The sequence below is a fragment of the Flavobacterium sp. F52 genome (assembly GCF_000278705.1).
GTDB classification, from domain to species: Bacteria; Bacteroidota; Bacteroidia; order Flavobacteriales; family Flavobacteriaceae; genus Flavobacterium; species Flavobacterium anhuiense.
The window spans coordinates 425,057-443,674 of sequence record NZ_AKZQ01000006.1; the positions used below are offsets into that span (position 1 = coordinate 425,057).

Annotated in this window: 18 protein-coding genes; 6 read left to right on the forward strand and 12 right to left on the reverse strand. The window is 32.6% G+C overall.

Going from position 1 to position 18,618, the window contains the following annotated elements:
• The first annotated feature begins 67 nt into the window (after positions 1-67).
• The 4 genes from FF52_RS03460 to FF52_RS03475 all read left to right on the forward strand — a co-directional run bounded on the left by FF52_RS03460 (position 68) and on the right by FF52_RS03475 (position 5,614).
• The gene (locus FF52_RS03460) at positions 68-556 is read left to right on the forward strand and encodes a DUF4280 domain-containing protein (RefSeq protein WP_008462957.1); all 489 of its coding nucleotides are present in this window, start codon (positions 68-70) and stop codon (positions 554-556) included.
• 12 nt (positions 557-568) lie between these two features.
• Complete coding sequence (locus FF52_RS23085; RefSeq protein WP_008462958.1) at positions 569-2,755, forward strand: TIGR02594 family protein; 2,187 nt, start codon at positions 569-571, stop codon at positions 2,753-2,755.
• Between the two features lie 119 nt (positions 2,756-2,874).
• Positions 2,875-3,927, forward strand: a complete 1,053-nt coding sequence (locus FF52_RS03470; protein WP_157498499.1) for a hypothetical protein — start codon at positions 2,875-2,877, stop codon at positions 3,925-3,927.
• A gap of 295 nt (positions 3,928-4,222) precedes the next feature.
• The gene (locus FF52_RS03475; RefSeq protein ID WP_008462963.1) at positions 4,223-5,614 is read left to right on the forward strand and encodes a M20/M25/M40 family metallo-hydrolase; all 1,392 of its coding nucleotides are present in this window, start codon (positions 4,223-4,225) and stop codon (positions 5,612-5,614) included.
• A gap of 70 nt (positions 5,615-5,684) precedes the next feature.
• On the opposite strand, the gene FF52_RS03480 is transcribed toward FF52_RS03475, so the two are convergent.
• The 12 genes from FF52_RS03480 to prmA all read right to left on the reverse strand — a co-directional run bounded on the left by FF52_RS03480 (position 5,685) and on the right by prmA (position 14,944).
• The gene (locus tag FF52_RS03480) at positions 5,685-5,990 is read right to left on the reverse strand and encodes a hypothetical protein (RefSeq protein WP_008462965.1); all 306 of its coding nucleotides are present in this window, start codon (positions 5,988-5,990) and stop codon (positions 5,685-5,687) included.
• A gap of 5 nt (positions 5,991-5,995) precedes the next feature.
• Positions 5,996-6,448: a hypothetical protein gene (locus tag FF52_RS03485; protein WP_008462966.1), complete on the reverse strand. Its 453-nt coding sequence runs from the start codon at positions 6,446-6,448 to the stop codon at positions 5,996-5,998.
• Positions 6,449-6,534: 86 nt separating this feature from the next.
• On the reverse strand, positions 6,535-7,203 hold the full coding sequence (locus tag FF52_RS03490) for a YiiX family permuted papain-like enzyme (RefSeq protein ID WP_237718515.1): 669 nt from the start codon (positions 7,201-7,203) through the stop codon (positions 6,535-6,537).
• A gap of 106 nt (positions 7,204-7,309) precedes the next feature.
• Positions 7,310-8,215, reverse strand: a complete 906-nt coding sequence (locus FF52_RS03495; protein ID WP_008462968.1) for a hypothetical protein — start codon at positions 8,213-8,215, stop codon at positions 7,310-7,312.
• Between the two features lie 25 nt (positions 8,216-8,240).
• Positions 8,241-9,059, reverse strand: a complete 819-nt coding sequence (gene kdsA, locus FF52_RS03500) for a 3-deoxy-8-phosphooctulonate synthase (RefSeq protein ID WP_008462969.1) — start codon at positions 9,057-9,059, stop codon at positions 8,241-8,243.
• 235 nt (positions 9,060-9,294) lie between these two features.
• Entirely contained in the window at positions 9,295-9,558 is a 264-nt protein-coding gene (locus FF52_RS03505) for a hypothetical protein (RefSeq protein ID WP_237718516.1), read from the reverse strand.
• 98 nt (positions 9,559-9,656) lie between these two features.
• Positions 9,657-10,103: a hypothetical protein gene (locus FF52_RS03510; RefSeq protein WP_008462972.1), complete on the reverse strand. Its 447-nt coding sequence runs from the start codon at positions 10,101-10,103 to the stop codon at positions 9,657-9,659.
• Between the two features lie 20 nt (positions 10,104-10,123).
• Positions 10,124-10,810 carry a lysoplasmalogenase gene (locus FF52_RS03515; protein ID WP_008462973.1) on the reverse strand — a complete coding sequence of 229 codons (687 nt, stop codon included), beginning with the start codon at positions 10,808-10,810 and terminating at the stop codon, positions 10,124-10,126.
• A gap of 8 nt (positions 10,811-10,818) precedes the next feature.
• Positions 10,819-12,090 (reverse strand): sterol desaturase family protein, encoded by a 1,272-nt coding sequence (locus FF52_RS03520; RefSeq protein ID WP_008462975.1) that lies wholly within the window; start codon positions 12,088-12,090, stop codon positions 10,819-10,821.
• A gap of 109 nt (positions 12,091-12,199) precedes the next feature.
• Positions 12,200-13,711: a WG repeat-containing protein gene (locus FF52_RS03525; RefSeq protein ID WP_083847495.1), complete on the reverse strand. Its 1,512-nt coding sequence runs from the start codon at positions 13,709-13,711 to the stop codon at positions 12,200-12,202.
• Between the two features lie 86 nt (positions 13,712-13,797).
• The gene (locus FF52_RS03530; protein ID WP_008462979.1) at positions 13,798-14,073 is read right to left on the reverse strand and encodes an ATP-dependent Clp protease adaptor ClpS; all 276 of its coding nucleotides are present in this window, start codon (positions 14,071-14,073) and stop codon (positions 13,798-13,800) included.
• Between the two features lie 37 nt (positions 14,074-14,110).
• Positions 14,111-14,944, reverse strand: coding sequence for a 50S ribosomal protein L11 methyltransferase (gene prmA / locus FF52_RS03535; protein WP_008462980.1), 834 nt, complete (start codon positions 14,942-14,944; stop codon positions 14,111-14,113).
• Positions 14,945-15,060: 116 nt separating this feature from the next.
• On the opposite strand from prmA, the gene FF52_RS03540 reads away from it, so the two are divergent.
• A complete protein-coding gene (locus FF52_RS03540) occupies positions 15,061-16,197 on the forward strand; it encodes a hypothetical protein (protein ID WP_035690647.1) in 1,137 nt (378 codons plus the stop codon).
• Positions 16,157-18,493 carry a hypothetical protein gene (locus tag FF52_RS03545; RefSeq protein ID WP_008462985.1) on the forward strand — a complete coding sequence of 779 codons (2,337 nt, stop codon included), beginning with the start codon at positions 16,157-16,159 and terminating at the stop codon, positions 18,491-18,493. Before FF52_RS03540 ends, FF52_RS03545 begins: the two co-directional genes overlap by 41 nt.
• The last annotated feature ends 125 nt before the right edge of the window (positions 18,494-18,618 follow it).

Consider the following 18,618-nt stretch of genomic DNA (forward strand, 5'->3'; position numbering starts at 1 on the left):
ATCTATTTAGAAATCTTTCTCTTTAATATCATTATCATCTTTTTGACATAAATTAAAAATATAAGCCATGAGTGCAAAACATGTTGTAGTACAAGGTGCTACGTTAAAATGCAAATTTGCTGAAGTTGCCGACACAACCGATATTTTGAAAGTAAAATCACAAAGCAAACATTTTGCAAATGACAAGGACGCCAGCAAAAAGCTGATTGCAACAACAAAAGAAATCGGGCAGACACTGCAGAAAAACACTTTTGGCAATTGCAAATTACAACCAATGGGCAATAGCTATAAACCCTGTCAGGCGGTGATACAAGAATGGAGTGGTTTTTATCAAAAAGTGACGCTAAGCAATCAAGGTAAGATATTGGTTGAAGATAGCAAAGCTACTTGCCCTATTGGAGGCCCAGATTGCATAACGATAGCAAATCACGGACAGAAAGTTGAGTTGGGAAAACAAAATGTAATGAACGCCAATAAGCATATATGTAGACAAATAAACCCATTGGTCAATATGAATAAATTTCAGAATGACATAGTTGGTGATGATATTATTTAAAAACAAAACAGCATGCCAGATTTTAGAATAACAGGGAACTCAACTCCAACGGTTGGAGAAAAACACACTTACTCTATAGCCGATAACTTTGTGGCAAATATTCCATCTGCAAAAGCCAATGATCTTGGGATTTTGTCACCAGATGTGCACTGGTCTATTTATGAGCTTAGAGGTAACAGTTGGATACATAAGAAAAAAAACGACAAAACAGGACCTATTGTGCAGTATAGCTTTTTTGAAGCTACAATCAAGTATGAAGGATTGAAACAGATTGCTGAAAAAGGTGGGGAGAAAGCCACTATGATCATAAAGCCCCAGTCTCATATTGAGCGTAAAATTGTGCATGTCGATTTCTTAGATCCGCTCTGGAACAAGCCTACAAAGCCTTTTGCTTACGGAGACAAAGTAATTGTTCGCATCCACTGCGTAAATCTTAACAGGTGTCGCGGCACGATAACTCTCTGGGAAGATGAAGAACCGGGGGCAAGCCACAACAGCCTGAATAAAAACAACAAAGCCACAACACTGCCCATTTATATTGAAGATGGAAAAGCCGAGGCAAAGTTTTTCCTGAGCCCAAGTTTTGCTCAATTGGCAAATAAGCAAGGCGATAAAGCTACAGGAAACGAGGGTGAATTTCACGAATATTATGTTACGGTAGAAATCTTTAATCAAAAAACATTTGAAAGCCAAAACATTAATATTGCCAACCCTGACTACAAAAAGACTCAAGATAAGCCAACTCCCGCAGAACAGAAAGGGCCTTCTAAAAAAGAAGAAAAAGGTATAAAGTCTAACAGCGATGTACACGATTATTACGAAACAAGCCTTAATGTACTCAACGAAATTCGTAAGGCTGGTGACATGGTAAGAGAAGTTCTAAATAAGCCCATGATAATTGATATGCCTGACAAAGGAGAAGAAAATACAAGTACTTGTGTTTGCAAGGAGAATAATTTTTATTGGAGCAATAAACTTACTTGCGAAGAGAGAAAAAAAGTTCTTGAAGTCTGTGCAAAACTTTGGGGAGAAGACAAAAAGAAAGACAAGGCAAGCGAACTGATGGCAGTTATGCATTTGGAGACTGGCGAAAAAAATATGTTCAAGCCCTATGCTGATAACGGGGCTGGATATTCTGGCTTGATACAGTTCAGCGATGCCTCGGCAAGAAATTTAGGCACAACAAGGTCTGCCTTAAAAGCAATGACTTTTATAGAACAAATGGACTACGTCTATAAATATTTTGCGTCCAAAACAGAAATAGCAACGATGGTCGACTTGTATCTGCATGTCTTGAAGCCAAATGCAGTAGGAAACGGCAATAACCCCGATTATGTGATTTTTGACGAAAGCATCTCAGTGCCAGACGGCGACGGAAGCCAAACAAGCCTCGAACAGCGAAAAATAAATATCAATAAAGAACCGTGGGTTACCAAGTACGGTTATTCTTCCAACCCTTCCTTCATGAAAGGCGAGGAACATAGTAGACGAAGAAAATGGGTCTACACCAAACAGCGTTTTGAAGAGCGCTGGGGATTTATCAACGGAAAAACTACAATTGCAGATGTGGAGCAGGAATTAAAGGAGTCCCATTACAATATAGGTGCTGGATTTCTTTTTAATGGTGTATGTGAAAATGCAGTAGCAGATGATGCTTCAAAAGAAAATGCTGGAGAAAGAGCGCCGTGGATGAAATATGCGTGGGAAGAAGAATCTAAAAAGTTAAAAGAAACTGGGGCAAATAAAGAAATTCAGAAATTTTTTGACGGGACACCATATGAAAATTCAATGAAAAGAGGTGCTACAAATGAAAGTGATATTTCATGGTGCGCAGCTTTTGTAAACTGGGTTATGAGGAATTATGGTTATAAAGGAATAACTACAGATAAAGGATATGATGCATTAAGAGCACTTAAATGGGCAAAATGGGAAGAAGGTCTTAATTTGAAAAAACCTGTCTATGGAGCGATTGGGGTCAAAGGAAGAAGTGGGGGTGGGCACGTCGGTTTCGTTGCGGGAAAAAAAGGTAATAAAATAGTGATATTGGGCGGAAATCAAAACAATGCTTTGAATTGTTCGAAGTATCTAGAATCAGATTTTTTTGCTTATGTAGTTCCCAAAGATTATGAAGTATTTGATGAAGATTATAATCTCGAAGAATATGATGGAAATCCAAATGAAAAAGGGTCAGAAGCTTAAACATCAAAATTATGAAAAGAAAAATTTTAATACTCTGCATATTGACCTTATGCAGTTGTAATGGACAAAGTCAAAATCAAAAACAAAATGATATTGATAACGCAAAAAAAAATACTCAAATGGAAAAATTTTTAAAAAACCAATTAGAATACGGGAAACCAAATGAAAACAACCCTTATGTTTTTACCAATTCTGATCTTGAATTAATTTTACCCATAACAAAAGCTGAATTAAAATCCAGAGGCTTTAAGTTTCCAAGCAATGATAAATTTATTGCTAAAATCAAAATGGTTTTTGGCAGAATTATAGACTTGAAATTGGAATCGAAATATATTTATATTAATTTTTTGGAAAAATGCAGCAAAAATTTTATTTATCATCCAAATAATATAATTGATTATTTTGGCATTTATGCTGTGAAAAATGACAATTATATTACAGACAGCTATGCATTGCCACAGATTATAGACTACCAAAAAATGTTTCCCGATATTATCCATTACGAAAACAGTTTGCCTAAAACAGTGAAGAGTTTAGATGGTGGAGAACCAATTAAAGGTAATGATGAAGTAAGCAGATATTTATGGAAAGATGAAAAAAATCTAGCTAAACAGCGTTTCGAGAATATTGAAACCTTAGTCAACCGCAACAAATACTTATTCAATGACAGCAAGGCGAGTTTGGTTTGGTTAAAGTTCAACGATGAATATTTTCTAGATTGTCTTGTTAAAGTGTTTGGCTACGTGGAAGATAGAGATTTATTAAAATGGGTTTTGGACAGAAGTTTACGAGATGACAAATCTAGAGAAGAGGAATTTTATAGAATACTCGTTACCCAAACCTGCGATAATAAATACGTTTTTCATAAGGAGGTTTTTGAAGTTATGGCTAAAGCCGATGCAAAAAGCAAAAAAAATTACCTTGATTTTTTGAGGGGAGGAATAGATTTGCCAAAAATTGATGGTCTAAGTTTCAGCGAAGATGCAAGAATCAAAGCTTTGTACTGCTATTATGCGACAAAAATCGACAAAAATTCTATGTTTTCATTCTTTCCAAAACTAGATGATGAGAAATATGAGGAAGAATTCAAAAGAAACAATTATTATAATCTTCCAGATTTCAAAGAGCTATATAATGATACTCGACACGGCGGTATTGGTTTGCCTATGTAAAATTGCTTAAATACAGTAGATCAAATTAATTCAAAAGTATGACGGATATTTTTCCTCTTTGCTTTTTTGTTTTCTGAAAACAAATGAGATGAGTCAAACGCAACCTAGTATTTCAAAGTTATGATGATGCTTAAAAAAAATATTCTAAATTGTTAAATATATCAGACGATTGAGAAAAAGTCCTTACGCAAGATAAAGTGGATTCAAAGTTTTTTTACAAAGACTACAAAAAAACTCTGACAGGTGTAAAGAATTTTGTTCCTTTGTAAAACAACCCAAAAATGCTATAAAAAACATGAAAAAAACGATTCTTTTAACTGCTTTAGTTTTAAACGGATTGACATCTTTTGCACAGACAAATGATGAAAAAAACATCAAATTATTTTACAAAAAAGCCTTAACCGACTCAAAATGTTACACTTGGTTAGAATATTTGTCAAATGACATCGGCGCTCGTTTGTCTGGTTCTAAAGGTGCAGAACAAGCAGTTGAGTACACGAAAAGGCAGTTAGAAAGCTTAGGGCTTGATAAGGTATATTTGCAAGAAGTTATGGTGCCTCATTGGGTGCGTGGCGAGAAAGAAACAGCTTATATTCTTGACGGAAAAGTAAAAACCAATGTGCCAATTTGCGCTTTAGGAGGTTCGGTAGCAACACCAAAAACAGGTCTTACTGCTGAAATAATCGAAGTTCAAGGAATTAAAGAATTAGCTGAATTAGGGGCAGATAAAGTAAAAGGAAAAATTGTTTTCTATAACAGGCCAATGAATCCTGAAAACATTGAAACGTTTACTTCTTACGGAGCTTGTGTTGACCAAAGATATGCAGGAGCAAAAGAAGCGGCAAAACTAGGAGCAGTTGGAACAATTGTTCGTTCTATGAATTTACGTCTGGACGATTTTCCTCATACAGGAGCTCAAAGTTATGGTGATTTGCCAAAATCACAATATATTCCAACAGCGGCAATCAGTACAAATGGAGCTGAATTGTTGAGTAAATCATTAAAAGCAAATCCAGCTTTGAAATTTTATTTCAAGCAATCTTGCGAGACTTTGCCAGATGCATTGTCTTATAATGTAATTGGTGAATTGACAGGAAGCGTGACTCCAGAAAACATTATGGTTGTTGGAGGACACTTAGATTCTTGGGATTTAGCCGACGGTTCTCACGATGATGGAGCAGGAGTAGTGCAAAGTATGGAGGTGATCCGTATTTTGAAAAACTTAAATTACAAACCTAAAAATACAATCCGTGTGGTATTGTTTATGAATGAAGAGAACGGTGGAAAAGGTGGCGCTAAATACGAAGAAGTTTCAAAACAAAACAAAGAGAACCATATTTTTGCCTTAGAAAGCGATTCAGGAGGATTTTCTCCAAGAGGATTTTCAATTGAAGCTGATGATGCTAATTTGAAAAAGATACAAGGTTATAAAGATCTTTTTGAGCCATATTTGGTTCACAGTTTTACAATTGGGCACGCAGGTTCAGATATTAATCATTTGACTTCTCCAGCTATTGTAAAAGCAGGTCTAAAACCAGATTCTCAACGTTATTTTGATTATCACCACGCAGCAAATGATACTTTTGATGCCATCAATAAAAGAGAATTAGAGCTTGGTGCTGCGACAATGACTACATTAATGTATTTATTAGACCAAAACGGAATTGAAACTAAGAAAGCAAATTAAGATTCAAAATAAAAAAATCAAAGCCATAAGTTTTTTACTTGTGGCTTTTTTTATGAATACGTTTTTTAAATCAAGATCTCATTACAACCAGATAATACAAAAATGTGATTGGAATGTTAGAAAGCAACAATAGGATTTTAAAACCAATGTCTTTTCGCTGTTGAGGTAAATGAATAAACTTTTCTGCTAAGTGAAAAAACATAATCAAATTGACTACAATGGCAGCTAAAGCAAAAGGCCAAGCAATTACTAAAATATTCGGATTTTCATTCGAAATAATATAAAGCATAAACAATATCGTACTGATTGTAAATGTGCCAACCGCCAATTCTATAGATTGTTTTTCTTGAAAAGGTTTGTTGTGTATTGTTTTCATGATTTTTAAATATTAAAAGTTTGTTGAATAGTTTGAATAGGCATAAAAAGCATTTTTGAAAAATCGAGATAATAAAATGCATTTGCTTTTTTTCCTCTTTTAAATTGCTGAATGAAATACTTCATACGTTTCGGGTAAAAAATTGTTCCAGTAGTTATGACCATAAATAAATACAAGCTTTTCTTTCCATTTCCGAGCAGATAATACTGCATACCAATTTCTTCATAAACCGAAACTCCAGTATTGGTCAGAACATGAATAATGTCGTGATCTTCTAGTTTTTCTTGAATATCAAAATGATTCTTGTAGAGAAAATTTCCTAAACCGAATCCTAAACTTTCTTCTGGATAGTTCATTAATAAAGTTTTATCAATATTCCAAGGTTCATTCTTTTTAAAATATTTTTGATATGGTCTTTTGGAACATTCGTACAGTTTTTCAATCAGATAATCTCTCATGGGTTAGTTTTTAAAAGTTCTTTGAATTTCAAAGTTGGTTAGCAAATAAAAAAGCTAGAATGAATAAGAACTAGCTTTTTAAAATATTAATAAGTGTCTACCACTGTTTTCAATATATTAGAATCGGCTAAGTCAGAAGGAGCAACGACTTTTTCTTCTAAAGGAATATCATTACCGTAACGCTCTTTTAATATTTTCTGAACTCTCGGATCCTGTAAATTAAAATCTTTCAATTTTCTAAGTTTAGACAATTCTATTCCTGCAGCATTATTATAGATTTTCCAGATCAATTCAGAGCAATATATTCTGTTATCAGTCCATTCAAAATAAGCATCATATTCTTTACCATCAAGCTGTTGGCTATAATCTTTCATTTTCTGTAAAACCTGTGGGCTCAAAACGCGATCGTCTTTTAGCCTTTTTACCACATATTTGCTGTCTTTTCCGTGTTTAATCCAATCTTCTATAGTAGTAAGTTTTACTGGCTGAACAGCTTCAAAAACAAACCATTTTCCATTGATATAGTAAATAATGCCACAATGAGAGAATTTAGAATTGGTTGCAATTCGAACCGCTTCGCATTGTTTAGACTCAGATGTCTGAAAAATAAGATCCCCATCCTTAAACTTGCTTACAGTGGTTTTTTCTTCTTTGTTTCCTGTAAAAGGATTGTTTGGAAAAACTTTTATAGCCACAATTAATGCGCATGTAAAACTCAAAAAGAAAGTAATGATTGGGAATAGATATTTTTTCATTTTCATAAAGTAAATTTTAAAGTACTTTGAGTTACAAAGTAAATAATAAAAAAAATAGCTGCCAAATAAAATGACAGCTATTTTTACAAATATTTTTTATGCAATATTAGACTCTAAAGATACCTCCAACAGCAATAATACGCTGGAAGAAGAAGAAGTCTTGAGAAGCTTTGTCAGCACTGCTTGTTGTAGTTCTGATATCATGCATGTTGATATAACCTCCTTTTAACTCTCCCTGAATATAGAAGTGTTTGAAAAAAGTAACGTTGATACCAGCTTTTGCAGAAACACCGTAACCAGAAACATGAAAATCATCATGACGTTCTTTGCCTAAAAGAGTAGTATTAGTTTTTGGGTACAAAAGACCAGCTCCCAATCCTTCAGTTAAGTTAATCTGAACTTTGTCAATGTTTGGTAATCTAAACCATTTAGAAACATCATCAAATCTGGCAACTTCGGTATTAATGTAGTTTAAACCATCTGTATGTTCGTACATTAAAAAAGCTGGGCCGTTTACATTTATTTCACCATTGCCATAACCACCTTCTTTAGCTCCTCCCTGAGACATATCGACAGGAGTATTGTTGTAATTGCCATTGTAAATTGATGCGGGATCGTCTGCAGGCAAATTGATGTTTCCAGTAACATTTGCAATTTGATTCTGTGCCATTACATATTTCATGTGGTCAACGCCAATTGTAACGCTGTAATGATCACTAAAAAAATAACCAAATCTCAAATTAGTTTGAGGAATAGTCATATTGGCGGGATTGATATAATCAACATGCCATCCTTTTGGTTTGTCATGAGCTTTCATGTTATCAACCGTAAAGTTGTAATCCTTACCTCTAAAGTTTACATCAGAATTCGAGTAACTTTCTCTATTACCACCCCACAGCGCAAAGAATTTTCCTTTGTTGTGTGCAGCGTACTTTTGTACAGGTATTTCTTCCTGAGCAAATGTGTTTAAAGAAACACAAGCCAGTAAGAAAAATAAAAATTTTGTTTTCAAAGAACTTAAGTATTATATATATAAATTAAAATGCATTAACTGTTTTTCTGATCGCAACTAACTTGTTCATTAGACCTTCAAAATAGTCTAAATGAAGCATATTAGCGCCATCACTTTTTGCGTTTGCTGGATCAAAATGCGTTTCGATAAAGATACCATCAACACCAACTGCAATACCTGCTTTGGCAACGGTTTCAATCATGTCTGGTCTTCCGCCTGTAACACCAGCAGTTTGATTTGGCTGTTGTAAAGAATGCGTTACGTCTAAAACCGTAGAAGCATATTGCTGCATAGTAGGGATTCCTCTAAAATCAACAATCATGTCTTGGTATCCAAACATAGTACCACGGTCTGTAACCATAACATTTTCATTGTTACAGTCTAAAACTTTCTGAACAGCATGTTTCATGCTTTCCGGACTCATAAATTGCCCTTTTTTCAAATTTACTGTTTTTCCAGTGTTGGCAGCAGCCACAACAAGATCGGTCTGACGAACTAGGAAAGCTGGAATCTGTAATACATCTACATATTGAGCAGCCTTGTCAGCATCTTCATTTGTATGAATATCTGTTACTGTTGGCACATGAAAAGTTTCAGAAACTTTTCTTAAGATTTTTAATGCTTTTTCGTCACCAATTCCAGAAAAACTGTCAATTCTAGAACGGTTTGCTTTTTTAAAAGATCCTTTAAATACATAAGGAATCTGTAGATTGTCGGTAATACCAACTAATTTTTCAGCAATTCTAAGAGCCATTTCTTCTCCTTCAATAGCGCAAGGTCCCGCCAATAAAAAGAAATTCCCGCTTTCAGTATGCTTAATTTGTGGAATATGTTGTAAGTTCATAAAATTATTTTTTTGCACTGCAAAGGTAGTTATGATTTATGAATAGCAGATGAAGATTTAAGATTATTTTAAGAACTCTAATAACTGGCAAGGAGCTTAGTAGAATTAACGAATTTCTAAAATTTCTTTTAAATGATTAAATGCTTTTTCCGAGGCAATATTAAAGCATGAAATAAAACTAATAGATGATATTTGTCATGTTTTAAAGTTTTGCAGTGAATGCTGTTTTTTTGACTTAACTACTTTGTCTTTTTGATCTATTTTCTATCCTTCTTTTAATCAAAAATTGAATCACAATAATCAAAATAAGAATAAAAAGCAAAAAGAAAGAAGCCGTAACAATACCTAAAAGAGGCATTCCGCATCTGATTGGGTTTGGATATTGTTCGTATCGTTTTGAAAAATTATAATTGACAATGTAATAAGAAATAAAAGCAAGCAAAATATAAGAGATAAAACTAATCCAAGATGCCGAACTAAATTTAATTGTAGCAGGCATATAGATTGTTTTAGTTCCTAATATTAATTGAAATAAAATAGGAAGAAGGAGTAATATAAAAGGAAGCAATTCAAGCATATCTTGAGAATTGGTTGTATTTATTTTAACCTCAATCCAACCGGAACCATCAAAATCCCTTTTTCATAAATATTTAAATAAAGCTTAACAGGCTTTTTTTGCCCGTCCCATTTCAATTCATAAACATTCAAAAATCCAGCACCCATATTGCTTCGCTTAGTAGGGAATGGGCAGCAGGTTTCTAATCTGGAATACGTTATTTTTTCACCATTCGGACCAGCCAAAGCATTTAAAAAACGAGTTTCGTTTAACGCTTCATTTTTGGTGTTCTGGAAAAATATATTGATTGGATAATCAGGGTCGTAACCGTATTTTTTGTCTTTAGCAAATTGCGTTATGGAAAAGGTATTATCTTTCTTTAAAATTAAATCAGGCGCATTGTCATCTACATTTTTTAAAGTTGATTTGGTACTTATGCAAGAAGAAGCACTGATTAATAAAACGATTAAAATAGCTATTTTTTTCATGATTCTGGTTATTGAGAAAGTTAAACTATCTGTTCTACTTTTTTTGGATTTAGTTTTAAAACACCAACTACAATCAGATATTGTGCCAGAAGATAAGTTAGCATAATAAAAAAGGAGCTTTTCGGTATTGGAGCATAAAACTTATTTACAGCCAGAATACTATCTGAAATAACAAAGAAAACAGCTCCAAGAAAAACGAGTTTATTTCCAGGTTTTTCCCAGACCAAAAATCCGTTGAAAGCAAATAAAAGCATAATCGAAATTACTGAAGCGTAAATAGAAACAGGAATTTCAAGACTACCTAAATGAGGCATTAGAACAGAAATTATTCCTATTAGATAAAATGCAATTAAGATACTTCCAAATATAAAAAGAGGTTTATTCTGTTTTTTTCTATTTCTTTTCTGTTTATTAAAAAGTATGCAATAGATGATGTGAGCTGTGAGAAAACAAACTAATCCTAAGATAAAGTAAATCTCGCCAAGGTCTGTAAAAAGTAAAATGACATCTCCAAGCCAAGAAAGTGTAAGTGCTGCCAATAAAATGTTCTGACTAGGAAATTTTCTGTAAAAATAGACTCCAAATCCGATAATTGGTATTAGAATGGGTTTCAGAAAGAGATCAAAGCGCTCGTGGCCAGTAAGGAGAATAATCAGGTACGCCAAACTAAATGCCGCATAAATTTTAAAAAAAGAAGAGTTTCTCATAATAGGGGTTATGAATTGATATATTGGTTTTGGTTGGTTTTAAAATCAAAATTAACAAAATAAAATGTCGTTAAAAAAGATAAGATCAGGTAGGTAAAAATAATATAATTACTGCTTGGAAGGACACGATTTAGACCAAACCAATCTCCATAATAGCTAATAATACAAATTACAATCCCCAATCGAAAGCCTTCCCACAAAAGGGCATATTTATTTTTATCCATTAACTCTGTGTAGCTATATATGGTTAGGAATATAAAAAAGCCATAAACAAAAATATTAGGCAGACCGATTTTGGCAATATTATCAAACAGATAACTCACAAAAAGTAATGTTATTAAAACTTGTGCAACAGACCAATATATTAGTTTTTGAGAGTTTTGCGTACCATATTTTTCAAAATTAAAAACATTTTCAATTTTGTTTACAGGATATTTTTCTTCAAAATTTTCAGGACGCCAGCCAGTTGGCTTAAACCAAATGGTCAATTTGTCTTTCCATTTTGGAGCTCGCCAGGCATCTTTTATCAATAAAGTCAAATGCTGAAAATTTATTTTGATCGGATTCCATGTATTGGCAGGTCTTGTGATGCCGAAAACAGGAGGTACGTCGTCTAATTCTTCTTGAAAAGTGCCAAAAAGCTTGTCCCAAAAAATAAAAATCTGAGAATGGTTTTTGTCTAAATATTCTGGATTAATGGCATGATGCACACGATGATGTGAAGGTGTTACCAAAATATGTTCAATAAATCCCATTTTCTTAATGTGTTTGGTATGATACCAAAACTGTAAAAATAAATGAATGGGAAGTGTAATAGCTATCACAGAAGCAGGAACTCCCAATAAAGCTGCCGGAATCAATAAAAAGGTAAACAGGTTTACTAGACTCGCAATGGGCTGGCGAAGCGCGCAGGCAAGATTAAATTCTTCACTGCTATGGTGTATAGCATGTTTGTTCCAAAGAAAATTAATCTGATGCGCCAGACGATGGCTCCAATAACCATAAAAATCAATTACAAAAAAAGCAATACAGTAGGAGAGAACATTGGCTTCTAAATGCTGTAGCGCTATTTTAGAAACCAGCCATTCATAAGAAAGAAAAGTAACACTCAGTCCCAGAACATCTTTAACCGAATTGGTAATGCCCGAACTTATGCTTGATACACTATCTATTAATGGAGCAGTATCGTTCTTTTTATAAATGCCATAAATTTTTTCAATAACAATTAAGGCTAAAAAAATCGGCATTGCAATAATCAATATCTTTCCGTATTCTTCCATAACAAATGCATTCTATTTCGTTCAAATATATAATAAAAACGAATGCATTTTGAGTTATTGGCAATTAAACCGCTATGAATATATTTTTTATTCAAAAGCCCACTGCAAATTATTGAGGTTCAAAAGGATATTTTATTGAATAGAATTTGGATGTTTTTGGGTTCTTAATATTAAATCGAACCACTTCTTTTATAATTTGAAACGAGTCATATTTTAATTCCAATTGTGTTTCATTGTCAGAGTTTACAATACCATATTTATTGTTTTTCTTTACAACAAATTCTCCTGTTCCGTAAATCTCTGTAACCGCATCATATTCTGCTGGAATTGCAATTTTGTTCTTATTGCTGTAAACTCCAAATTTATTTTTGTCTTTAAAAATCTGATAATTGCTCTTTGAAAATCCTCTAAAGTACTGATTGCTTTTTACAAACTCATCCACGAAGATTTCAGTTTCAGTGTAATTATTGTTTTCAATAGTCAGAAGATATTTTTTTGAATTTTTTACAGCAAAAATTTTGTTTTGAGCAGCGCTATAAAAATCATACTCTTCTGGAATTATATTTTCACCTTTGGCAGAAAATAATCCGCCTTTATTCTCAGCATTAGTTGTGATATAGTGCTTAGAAAACGGATCAATATATTTATACGATATAGGAATGATTTCTTTTTCTAAATATGGATTTATAACACCTTGCAAATTGCCTCTACTAGCAAAATAATGATTTTTGAACGAAATGCTGTCTTTAGAAAAAACACCATAAACGTTATCATAAATCAAGGGTTTTAAAACAGCATCTTTTTGATTGATTATTCCTTCCTTGCCGTTGTTTTTTAAAATATAAATAGAATTTGAAGGTGAAATTTCATCGTATTTACAATCAATTTCATATTGCCCATTTGAATTTATGATTCCTTTTTTCTTCGTTAAGGTATTAAGAATAAGGAAAGAATTTTGGGAAAGAATCCTTTCGAAGCGATGATTTTTAATAGTATTTAAAACAATATTTCCTAAAGTATCAATTATCAAAGTATTTTTGTTTTGAAGTGTAACAATCGACCTTTTATGTTGGAAATACTCAATATCAAAAGCTTGAAAATTAGTGATTTGTTTCCCTTTGGAATCAAATAAATCAATGCTGTTAGTATTCTGAACAAATAAAATTCCATTATTACCCATTACTTGCTCGTACTTTATAGGCAAAACTACCTTGTTCCCAATATCAATAACGCCAGTTTTGTTATTTTTTGAAACACGTACAAGATTATCTCCTAAATAATAAACATCATCATATTCAAAAGGAATTTTTAGATTTCCTTGTAAATCAATAAAACCTCTTTTGAAATTTTTGTTAACGATAATTCCTGCTTCAAATATATTTTTCAGCTCTTTTCTGTTCTCTATGTATGCATAATTAGGTTTAAGCACCACATTGCCAAGAGAATCAATTAAGCCCATTTTTCCCTTAAAGGTTCTAAATACGGCATAATCATTTTCAAAACTATAAACATATTCATAAGTCTTATTTTCCATTAATTGTTTACGAAGAGGCTCAAATTTCGATTGGCCTTTCGTTATAAGAGAGAATAACAGAATTAGTAAAAGAAGGATATTTCTCATAATTTTAAATTGCTACAAATAAAAACGCATTCTCTTCAATTCTAGTATAGAATAAAACAGAATGCGTTTTAAAATTATTGAATCAATTAAACAATTTCGGCGCTAAGACCAGCTTCCAAAAGTTGCGTGCATTGAGGTTTAAGTTTTTCTATCGGACCTGTTTTTACAGTGCATTTTCCGTTATAATGTACAATCAAAGAGCATTGCTCGGCTTGTTCAGCTGTGTGGTCGCAAACACGAATAAGAGTATCAATTACGTGATCAAAAGTGTTTACATCATCATTGTATACAATGATCTCGTTATTAAAACCAATGGTTTCTTTTTCGCGAACTCTTTCTCTTACTTTTTCTTTAGTACTCATGTTGTTATAGTTTTTGTACTGAATTGATTATCAGTGTCTAATTTACGTATTTTAAAGATACCCAGTTGTTTCTTTGAAGCTTTTTAACATAAGTTAAACCTTTTTCAACGCACGAAGCATCAATAAACGGAATGTCTTCTTCATAGAAACCGCTAAAAAGAATAATTCCTTTTGGATTCAAAGCATCAACATAAGCCTGCATATCGTTCAACAAAATATTTCTGTTGATATTGGCAATAATTAGATCATACTTTTTACCCGCCAATAATGCAGCATCGCCTTCATAAACGGAGATATGTTTGCAATTATTGCGTTCCGCATTTTCGATAGAGTTGAGGTAGCACCAATTGTCAATATCAATGGCATCAATTGGTTCAGCACCTTTCATCTCAGCCAAAATAGCCAAAATAGCTGTTCCGCATCCCATATCAAGTGTTTTTAAACCTTTTACATCCATTTCCAATAAATGCTGAATCATCATGTGAGTAGTTTCATGATGTCCAGTTCCAAAACTCATTTTAGGTTCAATTACAATATCAAACTCAGCATCAGTTTTTTCGTGAAAAGGAGCGCGAACGTGACATTTTCCGTCTACATCAATCGGTTCAAAATTCTTTTCCCATTCCTCATTCCAGTTTACCTGATCGATTTCTTCAATCGTATATTCAATCTTAAACTCCTCAGATTGTAGAATATAAATATCATCCAGAATATTTTCATCCCATAAATCCTTCTTCACAAAGGCAGAAATTCCGTTTTCAGTCTCTGTAAAACTTTCAAACGCTTTTTCGCCCAATTCAGCCACTAAAATTTCAGAACCCAATTCTTTTGGCTCAATTGTAAAATGATATCCTAAATATATATTCGACATAAATAAAAAATTTTTGCAAAGGTAAGAATACAAAGCAAAAGTTGTTCATAAATAAATCATATTGTTATAAATTTTAATACTAATTTTGAATTGTATTTTGTAAGTTTTTTATGATTATGAAAAATATTGTTTTGGTAGCGCTTTTGGTTATTTTAAGCTCTGCAAGCTGCGAAAAAGAGCATGACGTTATCCGGTCTTTTTGTTATTGGAAAACCGATATGTATTTTCAGGAAGCGGAAGATTCTTTAGTAAAGAAAATGGATGTCCAACATATGTATGTCCGTTTCTTTGACGTAGATTATAATCCGTATTCAAAAGAATCTTTGCCAGTTGCCACCATTCAGGATATTTCACTTAATAAAAGCAATCTTGAGATTACGCCAAGCATTTTTATTGCCAACGAAGTGGTTTTAAAGTCTGATACCAAACAGCTGGATAGTCTGGCGGTGAGAATGGCTCGCCGAATCGAAGAGATTGCTAAAAAGATGAATGATAGAAAAGCAGAAAGCAATGCATATAATATTGTTTATCCAAAAGATTATTATAAGCAGAAAGACTTTAAAGCCCTAAATTATGATTCGGTTAAAAAAGCAGAATCAGCCAAATTAAAAATTGATTTTAAAGAAATCCTGATTGACTGTGACTGGACTGAAAAATCGCAGAAGAATTATTTCTATTTATTAAAGCAGATTAAAAAGCAACATCCAAATTCGAAAATTGCGACAACAATCAGGCTTTGGCAATATAAATATGCTACAAAAGCCGGAATACCGCCAGTTGATAAAGGCTTGCTGATGTGTTATAATATTACCAAACCAGACGATTTTCAGACTAAAAACTCTATTGGAACTAGTGAAGAATTGGCGCAATACATAACACACAGCGATTACAAACTCAAACTGGATATTGCCTTGCCATTGTATAGTTGGGGAATCGCTTTTAGAGGAAATCAGTTTAAAGGCATTTTATCTGATTATGATGGATTGATAAAAGATACCATTAAAGTGAAAAAAACTTCAGAGGACAAATATGTTTTGCAAGATGATGTTTTAATAGGGCAGACGTATCTTAGAAATGGCGACGAAATTAGAATCGAGAAAATTTCAGAAAATGAAATTGATAAAATGATTTCGATCATTAAAAACAAAATTCAGATTGACAATCAGACAAAAGTGACCTTTTTCTCTTTTGATAAAAAATACATAAACGATTATGGAACCGAAAATATCTCCAATTTTTATGCGAGTTTTTAGCAGCTTGCTTTTCGTTTTAAGTGTTCAGTTTTCATTTGCCTGCGGATGGAGCGTTTCTCCAGAAACCAACCGTTTAGCTTTGTTTAAAGCACAGCGAGATGGTTTCTTTAAACTCACGCCATTCTATTATTCGGCAGATAATTATTATGCAACTAATACTGTTTCGAGTGTAGATCAGGAAAAGAATTGTTTAGAGTGGAAAAAGAAATTAGGAAATGGCATTAATCCTGATGACGTTCATAAGATTTTGTATGAGACAGATTCAGAGCAATTTCAAACTGCTTTTGAAAACAAAACTTTAAAAAGTCTCTTTCCTAAAAACACTTTTGTAGAAGCTTTATTGTTGTCTAAAAATAAAGCCTTTTTAAATTATATTTTGCTGGCTAAAAAGTTGGAATATGGTAATGTAGAATACACAAAATGGGAATCTTGGGATCAAGTAGGAAGCAATTATAAAAACTATGATTTAGAAGATAATTTCGATTTTGAAAAGAAAATAAAATCGACTAAGGATTCATTTCTAAAACAGCGCTATGCTTTTTTAGCGTTGCGATATTATTTTTATACACAGCAAAAGCAAAAAGTTGTCGAATTATATAATGACAATTTTGCTTCAGAATCAAATACAATTCTTAAACCTTGGGCATTATATTACAATGCTTTATGTATTGAGAATTTACCTTTACAAAATTACTTGTTGAGTAAAGTTTTTAATTCCTGCGAAGAAAAATCGTTTGCTGTGTTGCAGCATTACAATTGGAAATTGACTGAAGAAACTTTGGCTTTGGCACAAAGTGACGAAGAACGAAGCGTTATTTTGACTATTGAAAGTCTTCGAAATCCAGCACCTGGTTTAAAATCGATTCAAGAAATTTATGAATTAAGTCCAAACAGTTTGTTTTTAAGTTTTTTGATTGGAAGAGAAGTAAACAAACTCGAAGACTGGATTTTTACGCCTCAATATACCAATGACGGAACCCCATCTGTAGTTTTCAGCAGTACAGATTGGTATGAAAATTACGCTAAAGCGAAAGAAGAAAACTTCAACAAGGATATTTTATATTTGAGAGAATTAGAATATTACCTGATTTCGATTCGCGAACAGACTTCTGGCGAGCAGAAAGATTATATTACCGCTGCAATTGCTCAATTATGTTTCATTGACGATCAGGTCGATGAAGGAAAAAAATATACTGATTTGATTTCTAGTAAAGCCAATGCTTCGATACAGATGCAAAAAAATATTCAGCTGGCTTTGGTTTCATTAAAACAAGATGATTTAAAGGACGAAAAAGTTCAGAATCAGCTTTATAAATACTTTGATTCAGTTGAAAATTTGGTAGAAACCGATCACGGATTATTTAAAAATTTATATAGTTTATACCGAATTGCAAGTAATGATTTTTATATAAAAGGAGATGTTGTTACAGCTGGTTTGCTTTGGATGAAATCGGATATTAAAAATGAAGGAGAATATGCAGCATATAGCAATCCGTACTTCTTTAGTTATATAGGATATTTTGACCGAAATGCATCTGTAAAAGATATTGACCTTTTGATGGCTTTACAACAAAAAACAGATAAAACGCCTTTTGAAAAATATATTTGTTCTGGAACAATTGCTCCAAATATCAATTATTATAAAGATTTAAAAGGCACAATTGCTTTTAGAAATAATAATCTGGAATTGGCTTATGAAACTTTTTCAAGTATGCCTCAGGATTTTTGGGAAAAGAATTATGAGTACAAAAACTATTTAAACGAAAATCCTTTTACTCCTAAAATTCTTCAGAAACAAGAAGAAAGAAAGTTTGATTATCGTTTCAATAAAACCGATTTTATAGTCAAATTAATTCAGCTTAAAAAGCAAAATACAGGAAGTAGCAATCTGCAATTGGCGCACGCTTATTTTAATGTTTCGTATTTAGGAAATTCCTGGATGATGACCGCTTATGATTGGACTTCTGGAGCATCTTACACAGATTATGTTTACGGAGATAATTCTGAAAACGAAAAGAAATACCAAAATGGCAATTATTACAACTTGAAAATGGCCAAAATGTATTATGAAAAAGCTTTGAAAATGTCTAAAAACAGCAACGAAAAAGCAATGGCTAGTTTAATGATTTTTGAATGTAATTATTACGACCATTATGCAGAATTAATTACAGAGGAACAAGAAGCCAAAAATCCTTTTAAAGCAGGAAAAGAATTGGTTAATTTTTATTCTATTTACAAAACAACGCCAACGTTTAAAAAGTATAACTGTCCTCTTTTGAAATCGTTTATTAATTAAAAATTGTTTTTTAACCATATAAGTAAATATAATCTCTTGAGTGAAGAGAATATAAGCATATAAAAAAACGTTCGCACAGCGAACGTTTTTTTATATAGGGATTTCAAAATCTAAAATCTAAAATC